The organism is Mesorhizobium sp. M0664 (assembly GCF_040320565.1).
Classification (GTDB): domain Bacteria; phylum Pseudomonadota; class Alphaproteobacteria; order Rhizobiales; family Rhizobiaceae; genus Mesorhizobium.
The window spans coordinates 1-24,930 of sequence record NZ_JAMYPW010000009.1; the positions used below are offsets into that span (position 1 = coordinate 1).

Sequence of the window (24,930 nt, forward strand, 5' to 3'; positions counted from 1 at the left end):
AGTTCCCATCAGCCATCGCATCAAGAAATGCGCCTGGAACGACGACTATCTCATCAATGCCATCACTCATATGCGATAGCCCTGCCCCTCGAGGGGAGATTGGCGCATAGATGAATCAAATTTGCCGATCAGGCGAAAACTATTCGGTTGCGGTGAGCCGCCGCCCTGCCTACGATTTCGGCTACGCTAAGGAAAGGGCAGGATGCAGCAACCCGGCCGGGCCGCAGAGATCAAGGCAATCGGGATCGGCAAGAGCTTCGGCTCGTTCCGTGCGCTGGACGATCTGACGCTCGATATCGGCCGTGGCGAGTTCCTCACCCTGCTCGGCCCCTCCGGTTCCGGCAAGACCACCTTCCTGATGATCCTTGCCGGCTTCATTCAGCCGACCGACGGTCGCCTTTACAGCGACGGCGTCGACATCACCGAGCGGCCGGCCGAGCAGCGTGCCGCCGGCATGGTGTTCCAGGGCTATGCGCTGTTCCCGCATATGAGCGTCGAGGCCAACATCGCCTTTCCGCTCAAGGTGCGAAAGAAACCGGCGGCCGAGATCAAACGCCGCGTCGGCGAAATGATCGAGCGCGTCGGGCTCAAGGGCCACGAAAAGAAACTGCCGTCGCAATTGTCCGGTGGCCAGCAGCAGCGGGTCGCACTGGCGCGGGCGCTGGTGTTCGAGCCGGGCGTACTTTTGCTCGATGAGCCGTTTTCAGCACTCGACAAGGGCCTGCGCGGCCAGATGCAGGCCGAGATGAAGCGGTTGCACCAGGAGACCGGCACCACCTTCGTCTTCGTCACCCATGACCAGAGCGAGGCGCTGGCGTTGTCATCTCGCGTCGCCATCTTCAACCACGGCAAATTGCTGCAGGTCGGCGCGCCGGACGAGGTCTACGACCGGCCGGACAACCGCTTCGTCGCCGAGTTCCTGGGCGAGATCAACATGCTGCCGCTGAAGGGCGTACGCCCGGCCAACAATGGCTCGACGGGCCTCTGCGAAGACCGCGCGATCAGCATGCGCTGCAAGGCCGAGAAGGTCCGGGGCGACGCCATCCTGGCGATCCGGCCCGAATACATGTCGATCGCCCGCGAAGCCGCGACAGGCGAGAACGGCATTGCCGCGACTGCCGTCGCCTCGACCTATCTCGGCGCTGCGACGCGGCTCGATCTGACGACGCGGCAAGGCGCCAAGGTGACGATCTCTGTGCCGAACGAGGTCGCCGCTTCCGCGCTCAGCAAGGGCAATTCCGTCTGGCTGACCTGGCCGGCGGAGAAAGGCTTCCTCCTTCCGAACGGAGGACAATGACGATCGGCGCGGCGAATTCGCCAAGCTGACTTTCAGGAAATATTAACGACAAAAAAGGGGAACTGACATGACAAACCAAACCAAGAAAAATTCCATCGAGGCGCTATCCGCCAGGGCAGTGCGCGGCGAGATCTCGCGCCGGCAGTTTACGCAGCTGGCCGCACTGGTGCTGGCCGGCACGCCGATGCTGCTGCGCTCGACCGGCGCCTTTGCCGCGGCTAAGGAACTGGTGCTCGTCAACTGGGGCGGCGACGCCATTACCGCCTATGACGCGGCTTACGGCCAGGCCTTCACCAAGGAAACCGGCATTGTCGTTAAGATGGACGGCTCCGGCCCGACCGAAGGCGCGATCGCGGCGCAGTTCAAGAGCGGCGCCCCGACCTGGGACCTGGTCGACGTCGATCCGTTCTCGGCCATCACTCTCGGCGCCCAAGGCATGCTCGAGCCGATCGACTATGCGGTCGTCGACAAGAAGAAGATGCGGCCGGGATTCGGCTGGGAGTACGCTGCCTCGACCTATTTCTTCTCCTATGTCATCGCCTATGATGCCGAGAAATACGGCAGCCAGGCACCAACCGGCATGGCCGACTTCTTCGACGTGGCAAAATTCCCCGGCAAGCGCTCGCTCTACAAATGGGGCGTGTCGAGCTGGGAAGCGGCACTGCTCGCCGACGGCATCGCACCGGCATCGCTCTACCCGCTCGACCTCAAGCGCGCGCATGACAAGATCGCCGCCTTCAAGGAAAACGTCGTCGCCTATTGGGGTGGCGGCGCCGAAAGCCAGAGCGTGCTGCTCAATGGCGAGGCCTCGATGGCGATCGTCTGGTCGACCCGGGCTTCGCTCATCGAGCAGGATTCCGGCGGCAAGATCAAGTTCATCTGGGACCAGGGCCTGATCTCGCCCGGCGCGCTCGCCGTGCTCAAGGGCAATCCCGGCGGCAAGGACGCGGCGATGAAGTTCATCGCCAGCACCCAGGACCCGGAGAAGGAACTCATCATGTTCGAAAAGCTCGGTCAGGGTCCGGCCAACCCGGCCACCGATGCGCTGATACCCGCCGACAAGAGGCGCATCAATCCGGTCGATCCCGAGAACATGAAGAAGCAGATCCCGCTCGACATGGATTGGTACGCCAAGAACTACGGGGCGGCACTCGACGAATACACGAAGATCATCTCCGCCTGACAAGCCGGGATAACCGGATGAGAGCATACCTCTCCGACAGGATGGGCGCGGCGCTGTTGATGGCGCCGCTGCTCCTCTTTCTTGTGCTGGCCTATGCCTGGCCATTCCTTGGCGTGGTTAAATGGAGCTTCACCCTGCCCACGCCGGGGCTGGGGCAGTACAATGCGCTGCTCACGGATCAGTTGGTGCAGTCGGTCTTCATCCGCACGCTGCGTATCGCGGCGATCGTGACGATCGTTTCGGTTGTCGCCGCCTACGCCATCACCGTTGTCTGGGTACGCGGCACGCCGGTGCAGCGCGTCGTGGCCGAGTTCTGCATCCTGGTGCCGTTCTGGATCTCGGTGCTGACGCGCGCCTTCGGCTGGGTGGCGCTTTTGTCCAATCGCGGCCTGATCAACACCTGGCTGCAGGCGGTCGGCTTCATCTCAGAGCCGCTGGCGCTGGTGCGCAACGAGTTCGGCGTTATCGTCGGCATGACGCATTTCCTCATTCCCTTCGCCGTGTTTCCGCTGGCCTCATCGATGCGCAGCCTCGACGACCGTGTGCTGCTGGCGGCGCGCGGCCTCGGCTCCAGCCGTATGCGCACCTTTTGGTCGGTATTCGTGCCGATGACCAGCTCCGGCATCATCGGCTCGGCGCTGATCGTCTTCGTCTTTTCGCTCGGCTTCTTCGTCACGCCGGCGATCCTCGGCGGCGGCCGTAGCGTGATGATCGCCGAGCTGATCTACCTTCGCATCTTCCAGAGCCCGGACTGGGGCCTGGGCGCCGCAATCAGTGTCGTGCTGGTGCTGTTTGTCGGCGCGCTGATGGCGCTGCTGTTCCGCTATATCAGACCCAAGCAACTGGTGTAGCGCGATGCCGACCTACCGCCCCGGTCCCGTCTCGCTGGTCCTCGCCGCCCTCGTCGCGCTGTTCCTGCTGCTGCCGCTGCTCGCCGTCATCCCGGTGTCGCTGACGCCGAGCCGCATGCTGGCGATGCCGTCGGGCGAATTGTCGCTGCGCCATTACCGGGCGCTGATCGAGGATCCGCGCTGGATCAGTTCGATCCTGCTCTCGATCAGGATCGGCATCGTCAGCAGCGCCTTTTCCACCGTGCTGGCGCTCTGCTTCAGCCTCGGCATCTGGATGTTCCAGCCGCGCTTCACGGCAGCATTGGTCGGTTTCGTGCTGCTGCCGATGGTGGTGCCGCCGGTGGTCTCGGCAATCACGCTCTACTTCCTGCTGACCTCGATCTCTGGCGTCAGCTCATTCTTCGGCTATGACACCTGGCTGGGTGTCGCCATGGCGCATGCGGTGATGACGGTGCCCTTCGCCACGGTGCTGATCCTGGTGTCGCTCAGCCAGCTCGACCGCCGCATCGACCTCGCCGCCCGCGGCCTCGGCGCCACCGTGTGGGAGCGCGCCACCCGCATCATCATGCCCAATATCAAGTTCGGCATCGTCACCGCGGCGTTGTTGTCCTTCGTGCTGTCCTGGGAAGAGATCGGCGTCACCCTGTTTATCACCTCGGTCAACGCCATCACGCTGCCGCGGCTAATGTGGATGGGCCTGCGCGACAACATCGACCCGGCGATCGCAGCGCTCTCGGTGATCCTGATCGTCATCACCGTGCTGGTGCTTGTGGCGCGAAGCGTCGTGGTCAGGCTGCGCGCAGCGCTGTAGACGCCGCCTCACGCCGAGGTGACTGGCGCGAATGAAACCTTGGGCTACGATTTTCGTTATAGATGGTTCAACAGGTCGAAGGCCCCGCCATGAACCAGGGATGGTTTGCCAAGCCGGTTGCGGTTGCGGTCGGCATCGTGGGAGATATCCGCAACATTTCCAACGCACGGCAGGCTGTCGCATTGCTGGAAGCCCACTGGCGTGACACCGGCAGCGCCAAACACGGGGTGGCACTGCGCACATGCCGCCGCGCCATGAGCGACGATCGCTGGACCGAAGCCGCCAGGAACGCGTTCATCGAGGCCGCGCGGGAAGCGCATGTCCTGGTCGAGCGAGCCGTCGAACCGCAGGACCGGTCCAGGCAGGCGGGACCGTGATCGATTTGTGAGAGCCTCGGTGGTTCGGCCGATCTATTGCATCTCAGGCAGCATGCAGCCTTGGAATGGCGCTGACGTCAACCTCGCGTTCCGCGTGCCACGCATCATAGGCGGCCTGCATCCTGAGCCAGATCGCGGCGCCGTCGCCGAACATCTTTCCAAGACGGGCAGCGACAGCCGGCGACACCGGCTTCTTTTCGCGGATGATGTCATAAAGCTGCTGGCGCGAGATTCCGAGCAGATTGGCGATCTCCACCTTGGTCTTTCCGGTTGCCGGGATAATGTCGTCAAGCAGCGCTCCAGGGTGGGATGGGCAGCGCTCCATCGGACGCATCGGCTCATAAGAGGTCATGGGCTGGTTGTCCTTTCGCTTGGGGCGCCACGTACCCATAATGATATTGTTCGAAATCTACCCGGGTTGCCAGACCTCCCAAAAACCTGGCGGAGTTGTGGCACAGCGCCACCCACTAACCCATGGCATGGCGGATTCTCTTGGACAGGCGGCTCAAAAATGCCGGCCTCGACGACGCATCAAGCTTCCACGACAGCACCGCGGTCGCCATTTTCCGCGGCAACACTCCGACCGACAGGAACCAGGCGGCAAGGATTGCACGCCGCCGCAGGGATGCGGTCATTTCGAGGCTGGCGACGGCGCCGGCCGCCCCGAGCGCCAGCCGGGAATCGTCGGCCACGGGATGTCGGTCTCTGTCCGCGCAAAGCGATGCCAGCCGCTCTTCCAGGTGGACCGGATCGTGGCGGACGGCATTCGACGGCACGATGGTCAGGCCGATCCCGGAAGCCTGGTCCGACAGCGCCTGCATGCGGCGGAAATCGTGAGTTACCCGCCAGCGTGCCCGCTCGGCGAGCTTTTCACCGAAGACTGAATGGTTGGCGCCATGGATCCGGTAGGCGCCGAGGCATTCGTCGATCGATTGGACATGCCCGTACATCGGCGCCAGCGTTGCCAGATAGCCGTCGGCGCCCTGGCGGAACTCCGGCTCCGGTATCGGCATGATCGATTCGAGCGTTGCGCGGTCAAAGGCGAGCCCGCTGGTCACGGTCGTCTGATAGCGGCCCTTGTGCAGGAGTTTCGGCATGACGTCGCCGCTGTCGAAAGCCAGTTCGGGCGGCGGAAAGACATCCTTGATGCGTTGCCCCTCGTCGACGATATGCAGTCTGGACTGGACCTGGGCGGTTGCCTCGTCCCAGGTTTCGACAATGGTAGAGACGGCGGTTGGATAAAGATAATCGTCGGCGTCGAGGAACAGGACGATCTTGCCCGAGCTCGCCGCGAAGCCGGTGTTGAATGCCGCCGCGTGTCCGCCATTTTGCGCTCGCGGGCATGCGAGTATCTCATCGCGATAGGATTCCATGATTGTCGTGGAATTGTCCTGCGATGCATCGTCGACGACGATGACTTCGACATCGGCGTAGTCTTGCTCGAGGGCGCTGTCGATGCTGCGTTTGAGGAACCGCGCATAGTTGTAGTTCGGGATGATGATGGATACCGGAATGACAGGCCGCATCGCGTTTGACCTCGCATCTTGCTTTGGTTCGGCAAAGGCCCTCATGGGCCTGCCCCTCTTCAAGTGCCCCTCTTCAGGCGCGACGAGTTCCCCTCAGAAAAGCTTGCGCTTTCCACCAGGAGACGGGTCACGTTTCGCTTGCGACTTCGCAGTGAGGCCGCCATTGCCTTCGAGGGCTGCCGCCATAGTCAGAACGCGGTCGGCAGCAAAAGCTCCGACGTTCGGCCAAGGTGATGTCGCAACCGAGCCCGACGGAAATGTCTCGCCTCGCAATCAGGTCGGGAGCGAAGCGGACGGGTGCCCTGAAGGCATGGCGGATACTGGCCTGCAAATGCGGCTGGAACAAGCCCCGCGTCGAAAATAGGGCCACTTCAGGTTGCGTTTCAGGCGGCATGCCGCGACCGCCGGCCCTTTTGCCCCGGAGCCGGTGAACCGCCTCCGGGGCTTATGACCATGCAGCCTAAACAGTCAGGCGCCCTGCAAACCCGGCAGCGACAGGTCGACTTCCTCCGGCAAGTCGCCGGCCATGGCGGCGGCAAACTTCGTCTGGTCGAGTTCTCCCTCCCAGCGTGCCACCACGACCGTCGCTACCGCATTGCCGATGAAGTTGGTCAGCGCCCGGCACTCCGACATGAAGCGGTCGACGCCGAGGATCAGCGCCATGCCGGCGACCGGCACCGTGGGGACGACCGAAAGCGTCGCCGCCAGGGTGATGAAGCCAGCGCCGGTGATGCCGGCGGCACCCTTGGAGCTCAGCATGGCGACGGCGAGCAGCAGGATCTGGTCGCCGTAGGTGAGTGGCGTGTCGGTCGCCTGCGCGATGAACAGCGCCGCCAGCGTCATGTAGATGTTGGTGCCGTCGAGGTTGAAGGAATAGCCGGTCGGGATAACCAGACCGACCACCGAGCGGTTGCAGCCGGCGCGCTCCATCTTGGCCATGAGGCCTGGCAATGCCGCTTCCGAGGACGAGGTGCCGAGCACCAGCAGCAGCTCTTCCTTGATGTAGCGGATCAGCGCCAGGATCGAGAAGCCGTTGTAGCGGGCAACCGCGCCGAGCACCACCAGCACGAACAGCAGCGCGGTCAAGTAGAACGTGCCGATCAGCATGGCGAGATTGGCGATCGAGCCGATGCCGTATTTGCCGATCGTGAAGGCCATGGCGCCAAACGCGCCGATCGGTGCGGCCTTCATCAGGATGGCGACGAGGCGGAAGATCGGCGTGGTCAGCGCCTGCAGGAAATCGACAACCGGACGGCCGCGATCGCCGACCAACGCCAGGGCGACGCCGAACAGCACCGAGAAGAACAGCACCTGCAGGATGTCGCCCTGCGCGAAGGCGCCGGTGATGGTGTCAGGGATGATGTTCATCAGGAACCCGACGATGGTTGTGTCGTGCGCCTTCTCGGCATACGCCGCCACCTTGGCGGTATCGAGCGTCGCTGGATTGATGTGCATGCCGGCGCCGGGCTGGACGACATTGGAGACGACCAGGCCGACGACCAGCGCCAGCGTCGAGAACACCAGGAAATAGATCATCGCCTTGCCGGCGACGCGGCCGACCTTCTGCAGGTCGGAAACACCGGCGATGCCGGTCGCCACCGTCAGGAAGATCACCGGCGCGATCACCATCTTCACCAGCTTGATGAAAGCATCGCCGAACGGCTTCATCGCCTCGCCGGTTTCGGGATAGAAATGGCCGAGCAGCACGCCGGCGGCGATCGCCGCCAGCACCTGCACATAAAGATGCCGGTATAAGGGAAGTTTGCCGCGCGGCTCGGCGGCAGCGATTGCTGTCTGCATAACGTCCTCCATGGCGCCCCGATCGAAAGCTCGACTCCCCGGGGCAGTTGTTTTGAGACCAGCAGCCTCGCGACTGCTGAATTCGTGTTTGCAACAGTCGTGCCAGATACGCAGAAGAGCTTTTCATCATTGATTTTGTTGAGCATTCGCAAACGTCCGCTGTGCTGGACGCATGGATAGGTGCGAATCTCCGCATAGGTCGAATTGTGCTTTGTGCGAATTCATGCACAAATGGGCGATGCTGCAACGCCCCGCCGGTGCCTTGTCTTCGACGCCCGAGCAACTCGCCAGGCGGGCGCGCCGAGCCTGGCTGCTGTTTGCGGCCATCGCGCTTTTGATCGTCACGGCAGCGCTCTACGGCGCCGGCCTTTACGGCCGCACCGCCGAGATCGGGACCCTGGCGGCGCAGGGGCGTACCGACGCCAATCTGAAGGTCGCGCTGCTGCGCGCGGTGCTCGAAAGCCCGCGCGCCCTGCCGCTGCTTTTGTCCGCAGACCAGCAAGTGCGTGACGCGCTGTCGCAGAAAAATGCCGCGGCAATCGATGTGCTGAACCGCAAGCTCGAGGGGCTGGTCTCCGGCACCAAGGCGTCGGTACTCTATGTCGTCGGCACCGATGGACTGGCGGTCGCCTCCAGCAACTGGCGCGAGCCGATCAGCTTCGTCGGCAATGACTACCGTTTCCGCGACTATTTCTCCGGCGCGATGCAGGCCGGAACCGCCGAGTATTTTGCGCTCGGCAATGTCAGCAAGCGCCCCGGCCTCTACATTTCGCGGCGCGTCGGCGACACAGACGCACCGCTCGGCGTCGTCGTCGTCAAGATGGAGTTCGACCAGCTCGAAGCCGACTGGCGTGAGGCGAACCGCCCGGCTTATGTCAGCGACGAGAACGGCGTCGTGCTGATCACCAGCGTGCCGTCCTGGCGTTTCATGACAACCGCACCGCTGGCCGCACCTAAGCAAGCCGCGATCCGCGACAGCCAACAGTTCGGCGACGCGCCGCTTGTGCCGTTGCCGATCAAGCACCCGCGGGCGCTCAGCCCGGATGTGTCGATCGTCCACGCGGTGACGCCCGGCGGCAGCGACGCGGAGTATCTCAGCCTTTCCACGACGGTTCCTTCGACCCCCTGGCGGCTCGACTATCTGATTCCGGCTGAAGCGCCGATCGCCGCCGCCGTCCGCGAAATGCGGCTTCTTGCGCTCGGCGTCGTCGTCCCGCTGCTCGGCCTTGCCGCGTATCTGTTGTGGCGCCGGCAGTCGGCGCAGATGCGGATTGCCGCCGAACAGGCGGCCCGCACCGAACTCGAACGCCGCGTCGTCGAACGGACCGAGGATTTGAGCCGCGCCCGCGACCGGCTGCAGGCCGAGATAACAGGCCACCGCAGCACGGAAGCCAAGCTCCAAATCGTGCAGCAGGATCTGGTCCAGGCCAACCGCCTCGCCATCCTCGGCCAGGTCGCTGCCGGCGTCGCCCATGAGATCAACCAGCCGGTCGCCACCATACGCGCCTATGCCGACAATGCCCGCACCTTCCTCGACCGCAAGCAGACCGGGCCGGCCGAGGAAAACCTCGGCGCTATCGCAGCCCTTACGGAACGCATCGGCTCAATCACCGAGGAGTTGAAGGCATTTGCCCGCAAGGGCCGCACCGCCGCCGAGCCTGTCGAATTACGTGGTGTTATCGAAGGCGCCGTCATGCTGTTGAGAAGCCGCTTTGCCGGCCGGCTCGACGCATTGGCCATCGACCTGCCGCCGCCGAGCCTCAAGGTCATGGGCAATCGGGTGCGGCTCGAACAGGTGCTGATCAACCTCTTCCAGAACGCGCTCGAAGCACTCGACGGCCGCGACGACGCTCGTGTGCAGGTGTCGGTCGAGGAGACCGCGGACGGTGTGACGGTCGGCGTGTCCGATAACGGACCGGGCATTCCACCCGCGATCCTCAAATCGCTGTTCACGCCGTTCAACACCTCCAAGGAAAAAGGCCTTGGCCTTGGCCTCGTCATCTCGAAGGACATCGTCGCCGATTATGGCGGCCGCATCGAAGTTTCGAGCGACGACAGCGGCACCCGCTTCACCATTCATCTCCAGACAGCAGCGTAAGCCATCATGACGAACGACAATGCCGCGCCGGTGATCCTGATCGACGACGACCGCGATCTCCTCAAGGCCACCGTGCAGACGCTGGAGCTTGCCGGCTTCTCGGTCTCGGCCTTTGCGGTGGCGGCCGAGGCGCTGGCCGGGCTCGACGCCGGTTTTACCGGCGTCGTGGTGTCGGATATCCGCATGCCTCAGATCGACGGCTTGCAGCTTTTCAACCGCATCCTGCGGCTGGATGCCGACATTCCCGTCATCCTCGTCACCGGCCACGGCGACATCGCCATGGCCGTCAAGGCGATCAAGGACGGCGCCTACGACTTCATCACCAAGCCCTTCGCCGCCGACCGGCTGGTACAGAGCGTGCGCCGCGCAGCGGAAAAGCGCCGCCTGGTGATGGAGAACCGCGCCTTGCGCGAGGCGGCCGGAGAGGCGCAGGACGGCCTGCCGCTGATCGGCCAGACGCCGGCGATGGACAGGCTGCGCCGCACACTACGCCAGATCGCCGACACCGACGTCGATGTGCTGGTGACCGGCGAGACAGGCTCCGGCAAGGAGGTGGTGGCAAGCCTTCTGCATCGCTGGAGCCGCCGCGCCAAGGGCAATTTCGTCGCGCTGAATTGCGGCACGCTGCCGGAGACCGTCATCGAGAGCGAGTTGTTCGGCCATGAGGCCGGCGCCTTCACCGGCGCGCAGAAGAAACGGATCGGCCGCATCGAGCACGCCAGCGGCGGCACGCTGTTCCTCGACGAGATCGAAAGCATGCCGGTGTCGACGCAGGTGCAGATGCTGCGCGTGCTGGAAATGCGCGAGGTCACCCCGCTCGGCACCAACGAGGTGCGCCCGGTCGATCTGCGCGTCGTCGCCGCCGCCAAGGTCGATCTCGGTGATCCGCGCCAGCGCGGCGCTTTCCGCGAGGATCTCTATTATCGGCTCAACGTGGTGACGATCTCGATCCCGCCGCTGCGCGAGCGCCGCGACGATGTCGCCCTGCTGTTCTTCTATTTCGCCGAGCGCGCCGCCGCCCGTTTCCACCGCCAGGTGCCGGCAGTGCCGGCTTCGGTGCATCGCCATCTCAGCGACCATGACTGGCCGGGCAATGTGCGCGAACTGGCGCATTTCGCCGAGCGGTTCGTGCTTGGGTTGGAGGAAGGCGCCGAAGCACAACCCCCTGCCCCGACCCAGTCGAACACCGCCATGAAGCTGCCGGAGCGGCTGGAGCGCTACGAGGCCGACATCATCCGCGAGACGCTTGGCCGCAACGAGGGCGACGTCAGGCGCACGATCGAGGCGCTGGGGATTCCGCGCAAGACTTTCTACGACAAGCTCCAGCGCCACGGTATCGTGCGCAGCGATTTTTCGAGGTAATCGCCGCCGGGCCTCGACCGGGCGGCCCGGTTACTTGGCGTCGTGGAAGATGATACCGACAGTGTGGCGCATGCCGGAACGGAGCCGGCTGACGCCGTGCCTGAGATTGACCCGGTAATTGCCTCGTGTGCCCTGGACCGGTCGATTGTGGACCGCGAAGGCGACCGCGTCGCCCCGGCGCAGCGGCACCACCTCGGCGCGGCTCTGCATGCGCGGACGCTGCTCGGTCAGCACGAACTCGCCGCCGGTGAAATCCTTGCCTGGTTCCGACAACAGGATCGCCACCTGCAGTGGGAAGGCCAGATCGCCGTAGAGATCCTGGTGCAGGCAGTTGAAGTCGCCGGGAACATATTGCAGCAGGAGCGGCGTCGGCCGCGTCTGGCCCTGCTCGTGGCATTGCTCGAGGAACGCGGCGTGTTCGTCGGGATAGCGCTGCGCGATACCCATGCGCTCGTTCCAGTCATTGGCGACCGCGGCCAGGCGCGGATAGAGCGCGGTGCGCAAGCCGCCGATCAAGTCGGGCAAGGGATAGCGGAAATAGCGGTACTCGCCCTTGCCGAAGCCATGCCGCGCCATATGGACATGGCTGCGGAAATGGCTCTCGTCCGAATAAAGTCCGGCGATATGCCGGCACTCCTGCGGCGTCAGCAGCTTTTCCATCACCGCGCAACCATAGCCGCTCAGCTCATCGGCCAGCGTCCGCCAGTCATATCCGGCAACGCGCACCTCCGCCGATTTCACCGCCGCTTTCGCGCCTATCGAATGGATGGTCATGGTTTCGCCTCCTGTGGCTTCTGTGTCATTGAGATGGGTGAAACGGCGCGCGCGGACCACCCGTTTCTTGCCGGGTGAACTCGTTAGCGATTGTCTCGGGGATTTCGTTGAATACAATGCAGCGGGGCTTGCCGCGATGAGGGGCGATTTGATCGGACGGGTTCGACAAAGGGACGGGGCAGTCCGGCAATTCCTCGTTTGCCTCGTCGTCATGCTGGTCTCGGCGCTCCCGGCCTTGTCCGCCAGCAGCGACTGCGTCAGCGACGATGAGGTCGATCCGGCGGTGCGGATCGCCGCCTGCACGCGCATGATCGAGGATGCGACAGAGCCCCTCGAAAACCGCGGTATTGCCTATTTCAAGCGCGGCAATGCCCTGACGGAACGAGGCGACTATGACCGCGCGATCGCCGACTACAGCGCGTTCATCGGCATCGCACCGACCGTCGCCAGCGGCTACTATAACCGGGGCATCAGCTGGGTCTTCAAGGGCGACTACGACAAGGGCATCGCCGATCTGGACAAGGCGATCAGCCTGGACCCTAAATATAGCGACGCCTACTACAACCGCGGCGTCGCCTGGACCTTCAAGGGCGAGAACGACCGGGCTTTGGCCGACTATGACAGGGCAATCAGTCTCAGTCCCGGAGACGGCAAAAGCTACCACAATCGCGGGCTGATCTGGTCAAGCAAGGGCGACGACGACCGCGCGATAGCCGATTTCGACCAGGCCATCAGGCTCAACCCAAACGACGCCAGTTCCCTGAACGGCCGCGCCGATGCCTGGACCAACAAGGGCGATGCGGAGCGCGCGCTGGCCGACTATGACAAGGTGATCAGCCTCGATCCGAAAAACGCACATGCCTACTACCGGCGCGGCAACGCCCGGCTGACGGGCGGCGATTTTGACGATGCCATCACCGACTACAATAAGGTCGTCGCGATCGATCCGAAGGATGCTAGCGTCTACTACAACAGAGGCCTCGCCTGGTCGAACAAGGGCGACCATGACCAGGCGCTGGCGGACTTCGACACGTCCATCAGCCTCGATCCGACATTTGCACCAGCCTATTACAGCCGAGGCGTCACTTGGGCCAACCGGGGGGACCATGACCGCGCCATAGCCGATTATGGCAAGGCGATTGGCATCGATCCAAAACTCGCCGTCGCATACTACGCGCGAGGCGCGGCCCGATCCGACGCAGGTGACGCCGATGGCGGCATCGCCGACTATGGTCAGGCCATCGCGCTCGATCCGAAATATGTCGACGCCTACAACAACCGGGGGATAGCATGGGCGGCGAAAGGCGATTTCGACGGCGCCATCGCCGACTACGACCAGGCGATCAGACTCGATCCGAAACACGCCATCTCTTATTCAAACCGGGGTCTGGCCCGAGCAAACAAGGGCGACATCGATCGTGCCATCGCCGATTACAGCCAGGCGATCACCTTCGATCCGAACCTTGGCAATGCCTATTTCAACAGAGGCATCGCCTCGCTTGCAAGGGGCGATGCGGACAGTGCCATTGCCGATTACACCCAGGCGATCAGGCTCGATCCGACAAATCCGAAAATCTACGTCAAACGTAGCGAGGCCTGGTACAAGAAGGGGGAGGACGATCACGCCATTGAGGACTCCAACCGGGCCATCGGTCTCGATCCGAAAGGCGCGATGCCCTTCAACAACCGTGGCATGTCCTTGTGGCGAAAGGGCGAAGCCGACAAGGCCATCGCTGATTTTGACCAGGCGATCCGCCTCGATCCGAAATACGCCGACGCATACGCCAATCGAGGTGCAGCTCTGGCGGACCGGGGCGATAGGGACCGTGCGCTGGCCGACCTCAACCAGGCGATTACCATCGACCCGGGTCAGACCGACGCCTATCTGCATCGGGGCATGATAGATATCGACAGGGGCGATTTCGACGACGCGATGGCCAATCTCGACAAGGCGATCAGTCTTGACCAGAAAGATACCTACGCTTTCAACGCTCGGGGTTTAGTGTGGTTCAAGAAGGGCGATAATGACCACGCCCTCGCCGACTACAACATAGCGATCGATCTTGATCCGAAGCGTGCCGAGACTTTCAACAACCGGGGGATGGTCTGGGCGCGCAAAGGCGACGTCAACCGCGCCTTCAAAGATTACGGACAAGCCATCAACCTCGATCCAAAATACTCAAGCGCTTACTACAATCGGGGAATAGCCTGGTTCGCCAAAGGGGACAATGACCGTGCTATGGCCGATTACGACCAGGCAATCAGCTCCGACCCCGGGAACATCGATGCCTACAACAACCGAGGACTGGTGTGGGCGGCAAAGGGCGAGTTCGACCGTGCCATCGCCGACTACGACAAAGCGCTCGGCCTCAACCCGAAAAATACCTTTTCCTATTCCAATCGTGGAATCGCGCGTGCGGGAAAGAGCGACAATGACGGCGCCCTCGCCGATTTCGACAAGGCCATCAGCCTCGATCCAAAAGATCCTTCTGCATTTTTCAACCGGGGCATAACGTGGATTGCCAAGGGTGATGCCGAGAAGGCCATCGCCGATTTCGATAAGGCGATTAGCCTCGATCCGAAACTGATGCCCGCCTACTACAAACGCGGCGAGGCATGGCTAGAAAAAGGCGACAATGACCGGGCGATCGCCGATTACAGCCAGACCGTTACGCTCGACCCGACAAAGGCCATCGCCTACAACGACCGAGGGTTCGCCTGGAGCAGGAAAGGCGAGTTCGACCGTGCCATCGCCGACTACGACCGCGCGATCAGCCTCGATCCGAGACTTGTCAAGAGCTACCAAAACCGAGGCGTCGCCTGGACGGCAAAGGACCAATACAGCCGCGCTATCGCCGATTATGGCGAAGCAATCAACCTCGATCCGAAAGACGCCTCCACCTATGCTGGCCGGGGCGTCCTGTATCTCTATTCCGGCGCGACGGCGATGGCGCAGACGGATTTCGAGCAGGCGGCCTCTCTCACCCCCGACAATGCCTACTTTGCCATCTGGCTTGATATCGCGGCGCGGCGCAACGGCGCGGCGAGCCACTTGAAGGAGGCGAAAAGCAAGCTCGACATGACGAAGTGGCCGGCACCGCTGGTCAGCATGCTGCTGGGTGAAAAGACGTCCGCCGAAGCACTTTCGGATGCCGGTGCTGTGGGCCTGGCTCAGAGAACCGGACAAGTCTGCGAAACGAATTTCTACACGGCCGAGCTTAGCCGGCTCCAAGGGCATAGCGAGGAAGCCTTACGGCTTTACCGGCTCGCCGCTAGCGATTGTCCCAGGGATTTCGTCGAATACCGAGCCGCCATGAGTGCGCTGCACGATCTGGGCGTGCCGCCATAACTCTGCAAACGACCGTCTCTTTTGCCGAGAAGATCGTTGGCGAACAAGGCGATAGAGACACACTGCCCGACTGATCCAGGCTGTGCCACGTCCATATGTCAGGAGCCTTCGCCAGCGCGATTCCGGTTTTCACTGGCCCGCGCTAGACTGGCAGCAACCGCAACCGGACTGCCCCCGGCATGATCGTCCAGACCTGCATCAATGGCGCGCGCAGCGCCGATTTTCACCCGCGACTGCCGCTTGATCCCGAAGCCATGGCGCGCGACGGTGCGACCTGCGTCGCCGCCGGTGCGGCCGAACTGCATGTCCATGCCCGCGGGCTGGACGGTCGCGAAAGCCTGGCTCCGGCGGCGATGGACCAGACTGTGCTAGCGCTTCGTCGCGCCTGCCCTGGAACGCTGATCGGCGTGTCGACCGGCGCCTGGATTGAGAATGACGACGAGCGGACGCTGGCCGCGATCGCCGCTTGGAGCGAGCTGCCCGACTATGCCTCGGTCAATCTCAGCGAAGACGCCGCGCCCGCTATCATGGAGCGTCTGCGCCAACGCGGCATTGGCATCGAGGCGGGGCTTGCCTCCGTCGCCGACGCCGAACGCCTGGTGAGCCTCGACCATGGCAAACGCGTGCTGCGGATCCTGATCGAAATCTCCGAGCAGGAGCCGGACGCTGCGCTGGAGATCAGCGACGATATCGCCGCCGTGCTCGACGGCGCCGGAATGCGCCGGGCAATCCTGCTGCACGGCGCCGACGCCACGGTCTGGCCTTTCGTGCACCGGGCGGCGGAACGCCGTTGGTCGACGCGCGTCGGACTGGAAGACGGCAAGGAGCTCCCTGATGGAACAGTAGCATCTAGTAACGCTGCGCTGACAGCGGCAGCCGTCGCTATCTTCGAGTCCAGCCGTTAGCGCGGGAACGGCCAATCTCCTCTTCACTGGGGAGATGCCAAGTTTGGCAACGAGGCAGGCCAAAGTCGGCCGAGCATAAGTGTGGCGGCACGCTATATCAATAAAACTTATCTAAAACTTTACGTGTTAATTAAACCAACAATTAATCGGCACATCAACGATCACGTATGTTAATGCTCTCCTGCACCGGGGACCATTTTTTGATGAACATCATTCCACAGAATGATCACGCTGCGCCGCGTCGGATTCAACAGTATACATCGATACAGGTACTGCGGGGGCTGGCAGCTCTCATGGTTGTTATCTATCATCTTCCGGCCGCGCTGGGCATGCTCGATCTGCGTATTCCCGTTCTAAACAGCGGCGTCGACCTGTTTTTCGTCATTAGTGGTTTTGTAATGGTTCTCTCGACAGAGAACAGACGCGCCGACCACCGTGCTTTTTTGATGCAGCGCTTCACGCGCGTCGTTCCGTTCTATTGGGTTATGACCTTCCTTATGGTCGCCGCACTTTGGTTGTTTGCCGGTCGTGCAGTGTTTCTTGAGCAGATCACCAATAGCCTGCTTTTCATAGCCTATCTCGATACGGTCACAGGCTATGTCCAACCGGTGCTTGGCGTGGGTTGGACGCTCAATCTGGAAATCCTGTTTTACATTCTGTTCGCGGCGACTATGCGTTTCGGCACGCTGACGCAAATGGCCATGGTCGGCGTTGTCTTTGCAATCGCCGTAGCGGCGCGCATCGTCTTCAAACCCGCCGCCGACACTGTGCTGTTTTTCTATACCACGCCAATCCTGTTTGAGTTCCTTGCCGGCATGGCGCTCGGCCACCTGGTCGGCAGACTGGCGCGTTTGCCTACCGTCCTGGGTGTCTCGGCGCTCGTGTTCGCCATCGTGTCCATGCTGGTGATGGTACTTGGCTTCAACTTGCCGCGAACCCTTGCTCAGGGAATCCCGGCCTTGATCCTTGTCGCCGGTTGCATCAGCCTGGAAAGCTACTTCCGGCTTTTTGCTCCTCGCCTGCTGGCAAGGTTGGGCGATGCCTCCTACTCTCTCTATCTGACGCATCCTATCGTGCTGCTTGCGACCGCTCCTGTCGTTGCAAGCGTCAGCGTATCACCATGGCTTGCTGGCATGGTTATTGTCACCGCCTGCATTGCCATCTCCCTGGCCAGCTACAGTTTTGTTGAAAAGCCGATTTTGGCCATTTCGCGGATGAGCCTTTCCGCCCGTCACGTGAAGGCATGAGTTGCGGCTGCGCTCCGCGGAACCACGGTGTCCCGCCAATCTTAGACCGGCGGCGCTGAACCTTCAAAAGATCCGGAAACAAAAACCCGCCTCGGGAGGACGGGTCGTTGGAGCCAAATTGGCACCATACCCAAATTAGTAGCATAGCTGCCGGCAAAAAGCAAGAACAAAATGTGGCGACATCGACGAAAATTGCCGACAGGCACAGAGCCATGGCGGATGACATGGCTCTTGCCGTTGTTAAAAATCTCTCATAAGGTATTTTCATATCTGAAAGAAAATCCAATCGTTTCTTTCCTTTTATGAAAGCCTGAGCGTTTGCGGGAACATCTCGATCAGACCGACCGGCGACTGGTCAAGCTGCTGTCGCAAGATGCGCAGCTTGGCGTCAACCGCCTCGCTGAGAAGATGGCGATCTCGGTGCCGACGGTGCGCATGCGGCTGCGCAACCTGCTCGACCGCAACCTGCTCAAGATCGTCGGGCTGCTCAACCTGACCGAACGCCCTGAGCTGATCTCGGCCATCGTCGGCATCAATGCGCAGGGACGCGGCCGCGCCCGGGAACTGGCGCAGCGCATCTCCGAACTGCCTTTCGTGAACTCGGCCGCCGTCGTCACCGGGCGCTTCGACATCATCGTCGACGTGACCGTGGCCGGTGATGTCGCCGATCTCTACCGCGTCACCAGCGAGCTGATCCCCGGCGCCGGCGAGCCGGGCGAAGTCGTGCGCAGCGAGACCTTCGTCGTCATGGCGTCCTGCAACAAATGGGTCAGCCTGCCGGAAGGCTGCTGGTCGGACGAGACGCGGAAGGAAATGGCATGAAGATCGCGGTTCTCGGCGGCCTCGGCCTGCAAGGCCGGGCGGCGATCGCCGATCTCGTTGCCAGCGACGGCGTCGAGCAAGTGGTCTGTGTCGACACGGCAACCGACGGCGCTGCGCGGCTTGGCGGCCTGACAGACCTTGCCAGGGTGCGTTTTGTCGTGCCGGAGGGCGCGATCGGTCCGGTGCTGGCCGATGTGATGAAGGACGTCGATGCGGTCATCGACCTGTTGCCGCAGCCGCTGATGCGCGACGCGGTGCAGGCGGCGATCGCGACGCGCACGCCGCTGGTCACCACCAATTACGGCAAGGCCATCGCCGATCTCGCTCCCGAGGCCGAAAAGGCCGGCGTGTCGATCGTGACCGAATGCGGGCTCGACCCCGGCATCGACCTGGTGCTCTACGCGCGCGCCGCCAGCCAGTTCGACACCATCACCGCGATCGATTCCTACTGCGGCGGCATTCCCGAGCCGAAGGCGGTGGTCGAGCCGCTGCGCTACAAGGTGAGCTGGAATTTCGACATGGTTCTGGTCAGCCAGAACCGCGACAGCGTGCTGGTCGAGGACGGCAAACGGGTCGATGTGCCGGCCGCCCGCCAGCACGACAATCGTTTCATCCACGAGATCGAGGTGGCGGGACTGGGCAGGCTCGAAGCCTTCCCCAATGGCGACGCGCCGCATTATGCCGGCATGCTCGCCGCCGCCAAGGGGCTGCAGCGCTCCGGCCGCTATTCGCTTCGCTGGCCCGGCTGGTCAGCGTTCTGGGCGCCGCTGAAGCAGCTCGGCTTTCTCTCTGAGGACAAGGTGCCCGGCACCGGCGTCAGCCCACGCGAATTCCTCGGCCGGCTGCTTGCCCCGCAACTGCAATATGGCGCGGACGAAAAGGACCTTTGCGTCATGCGCAACGTCTTTGTCGGCAGCGAAGGCGGCCGCCGCAAGACGGTGACCTCGGAGCTGGTCATCGAACGCGACCTCGCCTCCGGCCTGTTCGGCATGAGCCTCGGCGTCGGCTATCCCGCCAGCATCGTGGCGCAGATGCTGGCACGGCGCGAGATCGCCACGCCCGGCCTGCTCAACCCGCTGCTGCATGTTCCCGATGGCCGTTTCCTCGATGAGCTCGCCAGGCGCGGCATCAAGGTTGCCGAAACGGTGAGCTGGGACTGAAGGATTTTCGAACGGTGGTCGCCGCCGGCAACGGCGCTGCCGCTCAAAAAGCACCTCGATAGGGTGAAACAACAAGTGGAACAACAAACGAAACAAGGAGGAATGCCCAAATGAAGATTGCCAAGCTTTTCATCGCCGGCCTTGCGCTCGCTGGCCTTACCGCTGCCGCCAGTGCGGGAACGCTCGACGAGATCACCAAGCGCGGAGAGTTGCGCGTCGCCGTGCAGACGCAAGGACCGCCCTTCTCGCTGGTGGGTGCTGCCGGCGAACGCACCGGCAGTTCGGTCGAACTCGCCGAACTGATGGCCAAGGAAATGGGCGTCAAGATCACCTTCCTCGACTTCGACTGGGACGGCCTGATCCCGGCGCTGCTGTCGGGCAAGGCCGATCTTCTGGTCGCCGACATGACCCCGACACTGGCGCGTGGCATGAAGGTCGCCTTCACCAAGCCTTACATGTACACGGGCAGCACAGTCTTCACCAAGGCTGGGACCGCCTTCAAATCCACCGAGGACTGCAAGGCCAAGGGCACCAAGATCGCCGTGCTGCTCGGCGCCACCGGCGAGAAGGAAGCCAAGGCCGCCTTCCCCGACGCCGATATCAAGAGCTACAAGGGCGGCGGCCCGCTGCTGCTCGACGCCGTCAACAACGGCCAGGCCGATTGCGGCGTCAACGACGTCTCGGCGGTCAAGGGCCAGTCGACCGCTTACCCCGCCGGCAGCTTCATCATCATGCCGGACATGCTGTCGAAGGAGCCGCTGGCCTTCGCCACGCGCTATGACGAGCAGGACCTGCTGGTCTGGATGAACCTGTTCCTCGACCAGGTCAGCCTCGACGGCCGCCTGCAGAAGAACCTCGATTACTGGGTCAATTCCGACGCCTGGAAGAAGGATCACTAAGTAGAGTGAATGGTGAATGGTGAGTAGGGAGTAGGGAGTAGGGAGTAGGGAGTAGGGGGTAGGGAGTAGAGAGTAGAGAAGAGCTACTCGCTACTCGCTACTCACTACTCCCTACTCGCTACTCGCTGCTCCTATTCCCAATTCCCTATTCACTATTCCCTATTCACTATTCACCATTCACCGTCCAAAATGCTCGAAAACTTCAGCTTCCGCACCATCGTCGAATATCTGCCCCTGTTCGGGCAGGGCCTCGTCACGACCGTGTGGCTGTCTGTCCTCTCCTTTGCCGGCGCGCTCGCCGTCGGCATCGTGCTCGCCGCCATGAACCTGCAGCGCGGCCGGCTGTTCCGCGTCCCGGCCAAGGCCTATATCGACGCGGTGCGCGCCACGCCGCTGCTGGCGCAGCTTTATTTCCTCTATTTCGGCCTGCCGCGGCTCGGCTTCGTCCTGCCCGAGTTCGTCGTCGGCATCTTGGCCCTGTCGCTGAACAGCGGCGCCTATGTCGCCGAGATCATCCGCGCCGGCATCCTGTCGATCCCGCGCGGCCAGGTGGAGGCCGGCGTCGCCTCGGGCATGACCTATGTCCAGCGCATGCGCCTCGTCATCCTGCCGCAGGCGTTCAAGGTGACGATCCCGCCGCTGCTCGGCCAGGCGATCGTGCTGGTCAAGGATTCCGCCCTGTTGTCGCTGATCTCGGTTGCCGAGCTGACGCGCGCCGGACAATTGCTCGCCTCCGACCGCTTCATGCCGGCGGAAGGTTTCATCACCATCGCCGCCTTCTACCTCCTGCTCTATTACGGGCTGAAGGGGCTGGCGGCGCTCTCCGGGCGCTGGCTCGGCCTGGCGGGGGCACGGACATGATCTGGCAGCAGCTGCAAAGCATCGCCGGCAGCTATCCCCTCGCCTTGCGCGGCCTCGGCATGACCGTGGTGCTGTCGCTGATCAGCCTGGTGCTGGGCACGCTGCTCGGCTTCGGCCTCGGCATCCTGCGCACCGGCGGCAACCGGCTGATCAGCGGCGCGATCGGCGCCTGGGTCGACCTGATCCGCGGCACGCCGTTCCTGGTGCAGATCTTCCTGATCTTCTTCATCCTGCCGGAACTCGGCATCGAGCTCGACGCCTTCACCGCCGGCATCATCGCGCTGACCAACCTGGCCGCCTGCTTCATCTGCGAGATCGTCGTCGCCGGCATCCGCTCGGTGCCGACCGGCCAGGTCGAGGCAGCACTGGCGTCCGGCCTGTCGCGCTGGCAGCGCATGCGCCAGGTGGTGCTGCCGCAGGCGATGCGCATCGTGCTGCCGCCGCTGGTCGGGCAATATGTGCTGCTGATCAAGGATTCCTCGGTCGTCTCGGCCATAGGCCTCACCGACCTCACCCGCGTCGGCTGGCTGGTGGTGCAGCGTGTACCCAATGGGCTGCTGGTCTTCTTCCTCGTCGGCCTCGGTTACTTCATCGTCTGCTACCCCCTGATCATGCTGGCCCGCCGGCTGGAGCAACGCATGGGCGCGGCGCATGGCGAGGTACAGTTGTGACATCGAACCTCAAGGGTCCGGCAATATGACCAAAACCGGCATGATCGACTTTCGCGGCGTCAACAAATGGTTCGGCCAGCTCAACGTGCTCAGGGATATCACGCTGAGCGTCGAGCCGCGCGAAGTGGTCGTCGTCTGCGGCCCGAGCGGCTCGGGCAAGAGCACCCTGATCCGCTGCATCAACGGGCTGGAGACGATCCGCGACGGCGACCTGACGGTCGACGGCCAGCGCCTCGGCGACCCCGCCACCAACATGACGCGGCTGCGCACCGAGGTCGGCTTCGTCTTCCAGTCGTTCAACCTCTACCCGCACAGGACGGCGCTCGAGAACGTCACCCTGGCGCCGATCCATGTCCGCAAGATCCCGCGCGCTGAAGCCGAGAAGGCCGGGCGCGAATTGCTCGCCAAGGTCGGCCTCGCCGACAAGGTGAACGCCTATCCGGCGCAGCTGTCTGGTGGCCAGCAGCAGCGCGTGGCGATCGCGCGCTGCCTCGGCATGCGCCCCAAGATCATGCTGTTCGACGAGCCGACCTCGGCGCTCGATCCCGAGATGATCTCGGAAGTGCTCGACGTCATGGTCGCGGTGGCGGAGGAAGGCATGACCATGATGGTGGTGACGCACGAGATGGGCTTTGCCCGCAAGGTCGCCCAGCGCGTCGTGTTCATGGACGCCGGCGCCATCGTCGAGAGCGGCACGCCGGATGAGTTCTTCTCCAACCCGAAGACCGACCGCAGCCGCGCTTTTCTGAGCAAGATCCTGCGGCATTGACAGCAGCGACAATACGCACCGAACCTGCCGTCGCCTTTGCGCCGAGGTTGCGCTCGAGCCTACAATGAATCATCCGCAGCGGCGCACTATGGCGACACACCGAGCGCGCGCAGTGCATTGCCTGCTGCGACATATTCGATGAAGTCGTGGGGGCAGTCGCGTTCCGCAAGCCGGTACCGCCGCAAGGCTTCATCGTCACGGCCGTCGAGCCGGTAAAAACTCCGCGACATAGAGATTGGCCTCGCATAGATTTTCGCGTTTCTTGGCCGGGACCGGGACGGGATCGTCGGCTGCGGCCAACGCTGCTTCGGGCGTCTGTTCGCCAAGAAACATGCGAAACCAGCGGCGCCGGCCAACTTCACGGCCGCGGCCAAGACACTTCGGGTCTCGCCGTCGGCGATCAGCAAGATGATCAGGCAACTGGAAGCGCGGCTTAGCGCGACCCTTCTGACGCGGACCACGAGGGCGACGAGCCTGACTGAAGCCGGCGAGAGGTTTTGAGCCAGGCAGGACCGGCGCTGGAGCTCATCCTTGCCGCAATGAGGGATGCGGGAAGCTTTGCCGAAAAGCCTGCCGGCCGGTTGCGGTTGAATGTCCCGCAGATGACCTATCCGAACTTCCTCAAAGTACCAGAAACTTAGGCAATGATACTTTCCAAATCCCTGCCCCGGAGCGCCGATCTGGTTCCTTTCGTGGCTCCTGCGGACGTGGCCGCGCTGTTCGCGACCAAATCTTGCGCCGGGTTAACGTCCGCTCTGGGCCTAAGATCTGCCGAAGCGTTCAGCCGACCAAGCGGCAGCAATGGGTGGCGAGCCGACGCTCCACGCGAACGCATGGAATGGCCGGCTTGCTGGGCTAGCCGGACGTTGAATGTGGATCAATTCGGGCTGAAAAGAAGCACAGTTCTGGCTCCATGACGCCGGCAGAGCCGATGGTGCCGCCAGCGCAATTCCTTTCTCTGCCCGTTTCGGACCGACGCTTCTCAGAACGCGAAATCCGCGGACTGAACGACATCGGCTGGGAGCCAGGTTTCATGAACTTGCAAGATCTCGGGCCCCCGGCGGTAGCCGCGATCGCGGATCACCATCGTCGTGACCCGGCCATTGTTCGGTTGATCAGAGTCCTTCGCGTCGCGTTGCCATTCGTGGTAGTTCACGACCGCCAGGTCGGCGCTTTGATGGCTGATCCGGAGGTCGCGTATTTTGATACGGAAGGCCGGATTCGATCCGTAGATGCTCTTCATGTAACCTGCGAAATCATTTTTCCCGAACGCCCTGCCGCCCGGCATGATGGCGACCAGATCGTCGCTGATCCGGTCGAGCGCGTTCTTCTTGAACGTCGCATCGTCGCCAGGGCATCGGCCCGCCACCCAGTCGGTGAAGAATCCGTGGATGTCGTGGATCGTCGCCTCGATTTCCTTCGTTTGAAGGGACATTTTTTCCTCCTGTCTCAAGATGATGCTGGATCAGGCGCTTTACGCCGTGGCTTGCCCCGACCGGACGCTGCTTGAGGACAGCCCGTACCACGCGAGCCACAGGCACATGAGAAGCGAGGAAATCAGCCAGATCGGACCTCCGATGCCGATCCCGAGCTGCTCACCGAGTGTCCACCCGGTTGCCGAAAGGATACCGAACGCCGAGCCGACGATCGCGGCCCATCGGGGCAGTATCCCAACGTTGTCGCGGGCATCGTGATACGCGACAAGCGCTGTCGCCAGGGCTAGCGCCCAGAATCCGTTACCCATGCCGCCGGAAAACGCCCACCAGGTCATGAAGGCGTTGGTGTCACCCCGGTCGGCCGCGACCGCGACCACCGATGCCTCGGCGACTGCGGTGGAGAACGTAGTCAGGGCGCCGAGAGCCATCACCATCCAGGCGGAACTCAGCATCGGCGAACGCCGAACCCGGGGGTTGAGCGCCAGGTTCAGGAACGAAGCGCCGGCGATCAGGAACAGCGCCGCTGCCGCCGTCCAATGGACCGTAGCCCATCGCCCATGGCCCTCGGCGATATTCTGCATCTGAACAGACAAATCCGCGTCCGGTGGCCCGTGAAAGACGAGCGCAGCCGCCAGCAGCAGCGTTCCGGTGGCGAGCCAGACACCGCCCGGCCCGCTCATGCTGTTATTATTCGTTGGCATCGGGAAAACCTCCTGTGGCCTTTACCACGCC

The 24,930-nt window shown here is 62.9% G+C and carries 24 protein-coding genes; 17 read left to right on the plus strand and 7 right to left on the minus strand.

Going from position 1 to position 24,930, the window contains the following annotated elements:
- Positions 1–202: 202 nt before the first annotated feature.
- The 5 genes from NKI39_RS12155 to NKI39_RS12175 all read left to right on the plus strand — a co-directional run bounded on the left by NKI39_RS12155 (position 203) and on the right by NKI39_RS12175 (position 4,519).
- A complete protein-coding gene (locus NKI39_RS12155) occupies positions 203–1,297 on the plus strand; it encodes an ABC transporter ATP-binding protein (protein WP_023677270.1) in 1,095 nt (364 codons plus the stop codon).
- A 67-nt stretch (positions 1,298–1,364) separates the two neighbouring features.
- Positions 1,365–2,480, plus strand: a complete 1,116-nt coding sequence (locus NKI39_RS12160) for an ABC transporter substrate-binding protein (RefSeq protein ID WP_023677269.1) — start codon at positions 1,365–1,367, stop codon at positions 2,478–2,480.
- 17 nt (positions 2,481–2,497) lie between these two features.
- Positions 2,498–3,331 carry an ABC transporter permease gene (locus NKI39_RS12165; protein WP_352473751.1) on the plus strand — a complete coding sequence of 278 codons (834 nt, stop codon included), beginning with the start codon at positions 2,498–2,500 and terminating at the stop codon, positions 3,329–3,331.
- Between the two features lie 4 nt (positions 3,332–3,335).
- Positions 3,336–4,142 carry an ABC transporter permease gene (locus tag NKI39_RS12170; protein WP_352743677.1) on the plus strand — a complete coding sequence of 269 codons (807 nt, stop codon included), beginning with the start codon at positions 3,336–3,338 and terminating at the stop codon, positions 4,140–4,142.
- Between the two features lie 89 nt (positions 4,143–4,231).
- Positions 4,232–4,519: a DUF982 domain-containing protein gene (locus NKI39_RS12175; RefSeq protein ID WP_352451481.1), complete on the plus strand. Its 288-nt coding sequence runs from the start codon at positions 4,232–4,234 to the stop codon at positions 4,517–4,519.
- Positions 4,520–4,562: 43 nt separating this feature from the next.
- Here NKI39_RS12175 and NKI39_RS12180 read toward each other — a convergent pair whose 3' ends face one another.
- The 3 genes from NKI39_RS12180 to NKI39_RS12190 all read right to left on the minus strand — a co-directional run bounded on the left by NKI39_RS12180 (position 4,563) and on the right by NKI39_RS12190 (position 7,845).
- A complete protein-coding gene (locus tag NKI39_RS12180; protein WP_352451482.1) occupies positions 4,563–4,871 on the minus strand; it encodes a HigA family addiction module antitoxin in 309 nt (102 codons plus the stop codon).
- A 115-nt stretch (positions 4,872–4,986) separates the two neighbouring features.
- On the minus strand, positions 4,987–6,045 hold the full coding sequence (locus NKI39_RS12185) for a glycosyltransferase family 2 protein (RefSeq protein WP_352831998.1): 1,059 nt from the start codon (positions 6,043–6,045) through the stop codon (positions 4,987–4,989).
- A gap of 468 nt (positions 6,046–6,513) precedes the next feature.
- Positions 6,514–7,845 carry a dicarboxylate/amino acid:cation symporter gene (locus NKI39_RS12190; RefSeq protein ID WP_352832000.1) on the minus strand — a complete coding sequence of 444 codons (1,332 nt, stop codon included), beginning with the start codon at positions 7,843–7,845 and terminating at the stop codon, positions 6,514–6,516.
- A gap of 238 nt (positions 7,846–8,083) precedes the next feature.
- Between NKI39_RS12190 and NKI39_RS12195 the strand changes: the two genes are divergently transcribed.
- Both NKI39_RS12195 and NKI39_RS12200 read left to right on the plus strand, forming a co-directional pair.
- On the plus strand, positions 8,084–9,943 hold the full coding sequence (locus NKI39_RS12195; protein WP_352832001.1) for a sensor histidine kinase: 1,860 nt from the start codon (positions 8,084–8,086) through the stop codon (positions 9,941–9,943).
- A gap of 6 nt (positions 9,944–9,949) precedes the next feature.
- Complete coding sequence (locus NKI39_RS12200; RefSeq protein WP_352832003.1) at positions 9,950–11,305, plus strand: sigma-54-dependent transcriptional regulator; 1,356 nt, start codon at positions 9,950–9,952, stop codon at positions 11,303–11,305.
- Between the two features lie 30 nt (positions 11,306–11,335).
- Here the strand turns inward: NKI39_RS12200 and NKI39_RS12205 are convergent, their stop codons facing one another.
- On the minus strand, positions 11,336–12,079 hold the full coding sequence (locus tag NKI39_RS12205) for a 2OG-Fe(II) oxygenase (RefSeq protein ID WP_352832004.1): 744 nt from the start codon (positions 12,077–12,079) through the stop codon (positions 11,336–11,338).
- A gap of 136 nt (positions 12,080–12,215) precedes the next feature.
- On the opposite strand from NKI39_RS12205, the gene NKI39_RS12210 reads away from it, so the two are divergent.
- From NKI39_RS12210 to NKI39_RS12250, 9 genes are all read left to right on the plus strand, one after another.
- Entirely contained in the window at positions 12,216–15,428 is a 3,213-nt protein-coding gene (locus NKI39_RS12210; RefSeq protein ID WP_352832006.1) for a tetratricopeptide repeat protein, read from the plus strand.
- A 179-nt stretch (positions 15,429–15,607) separates the two neighbouring features.
- The gene (locus NKI39_RS12215) at positions 15,608–16,333 is read left to right on the plus strand and encodes a 3-keto-5-aminohexanoate cleavage protein (protein ID WP_352685240.1); all 726 of its coding nucleotides are present in this window, start codon (positions 15,608–15,610) and stop codon (positions 16,331–16,333) included.
- A gap of 203 nt (positions 16,334–16,536) precedes the next feature.
- Positions 16,537–17,580 (plus strand): acyltransferase family protein, encoded by a 1,044-nt coding sequence (locus NKI39_RS12220; protein ID WP_352832008.1) that lies wholly within the window; start codon positions 16,537–16,539, stop codon positions 17,578–17,580.
- A gap of 318 nt (positions 17,581–17,898) precedes the next feature.
- Positions 17,899–18,402, plus strand: a complete 504-nt coding sequence (locus NKI39_RS12225; protein WP_023677254.1) for an Lrp/AsnC family transcriptional regulator — start codon at positions 17,899–17,901, stop codon at positions 18,400–18,402.
- Positions 18,399–19,562 carry a saccharopine dehydrogenase family protein gene (locus NKI39_RS12230; RefSeq protein WP_352832010.1) on the plus strand — a complete coding sequence of 388 codons (1,164 nt, stop codon included), beginning with the start codon at positions 18,399–18,401 and terminating at the stop codon, positions 19,560–19,562. The genes NKI39_RS12225 and NKI39_RS12230 overlap by 4 nt, the downstream gene beginning before the upstream one ends.
- Positions 19,563–19,672: 110 nt before the next feature.
- Positions 19,673–20,461, plus strand: coding sequence for an ABC transporter substrate-binding protein (locus tag NKI39_RS12235; RefSeq protein WP_352541231.1), 789 nt, complete (start codon positions 19,673–19,675; stop codon positions 20,459–20,461).
- Positions 20,462–20,650: 189 nt separating this feature from the next.
- Positions 20,651–21,322: an amino acid ABC transporter permease gene (locus NKI39_RS12240; RefSeq protein ID WP_352451492.1), complete on the plus strand. Its 672-nt coding sequence runs from the start codon at positions 20,651–20,653 to the stop codon at positions 21,320–21,322.
- The gene (locus NKI39_RS12245) at positions 21,319–21,993 is read left to right on the plus strand and encodes an amino acid ABC transporter permease (protein ID WP_023677250.1); all 675 of its coding nucleotides are present in this window, start codon (positions 21,319–21,321) and stop codon (positions 21,991–21,993) included. Before NKI39_RS12240 ends, NKI39_RS12245 begins: the two co-directional genes overlap by 4 nt.
- A 25-nt stretch (positions 21,994–22,018) precedes the next feature.
- Positions 22,019–22,762 carry an amino acid ABC transporter ATP-binding protein gene (locus NKI39_RS12250; RefSeq protein WP_352832012.1) on the plus strand — a complete coding sequence of 248 codons (744 nt, stop codon included), beginning with the start codon at positions 22,019–22,021 and terminating at the stop codon, positions 22,760–22,762.
- An 86-nt stretch (positions 22,763–22,848) separates the two neighbouring features.
- Here the strand turns inward: NKI39_RS12250 and NKI39_RS12255 are convergent, their stop codons facing one another.
- Positions 22,849–22,992 (minus strand): hypothetical protein, encoded by a 144-nt coding sequence (locus tag NKI39_RS12255; protein WP_352685236.1) that lies wholly within the window; start codon positions 22,990–22,992, stop codon positions 22,849–22,851.
- 178 nt (positions 22,993–23,170) lie between these two features.
- Between NKI39_RS12255 and NKI39_RS12260 the strand changes: the two genes are divergently transcribed.
- Complete coding sequence (locus tag NKI39_RS12260) at positions 23,171–23,263, plus strand: LysR family transcriptional regulator (RefSeq protein WP_352473773.1); 93 nt, start codon at positions 23,171–23,173, stop codon at positions 23,261–23,263.
- 481 nt (positions 23,264–23,744) lie between these two features.
- Here the strand turns inward: NKI39_RS12260 and NKI39_RS12265 are convergent, their stop codons facing one another.
- Positions 23,745–24,197: a nuclear transport factor 2 family protein gene (locus tag NKI39_RS12265; RefSeq protein ID WP_352832014.1), complete on the minus strand. Its 453-nt coding sequence runs from the start codon at positions 24,195–24,197 to the stop codon at positions 23,745–23,747.
- Between the two features lie 39 nt (positions 24,198–24,236).
- Positions 24,237–24,899, minus strand: a complete 663-nt coding sequence (locus tag NKI39_RS12270) for a hypothetical protein (RefSeq protein ID WP_352832016.1) — start codon at positions 24,897–24,899, stop codon at positions 24,237–24,239.
- Between the last annotated feature and the right edge of the window lie 31 nt (positions 24,900–24,930).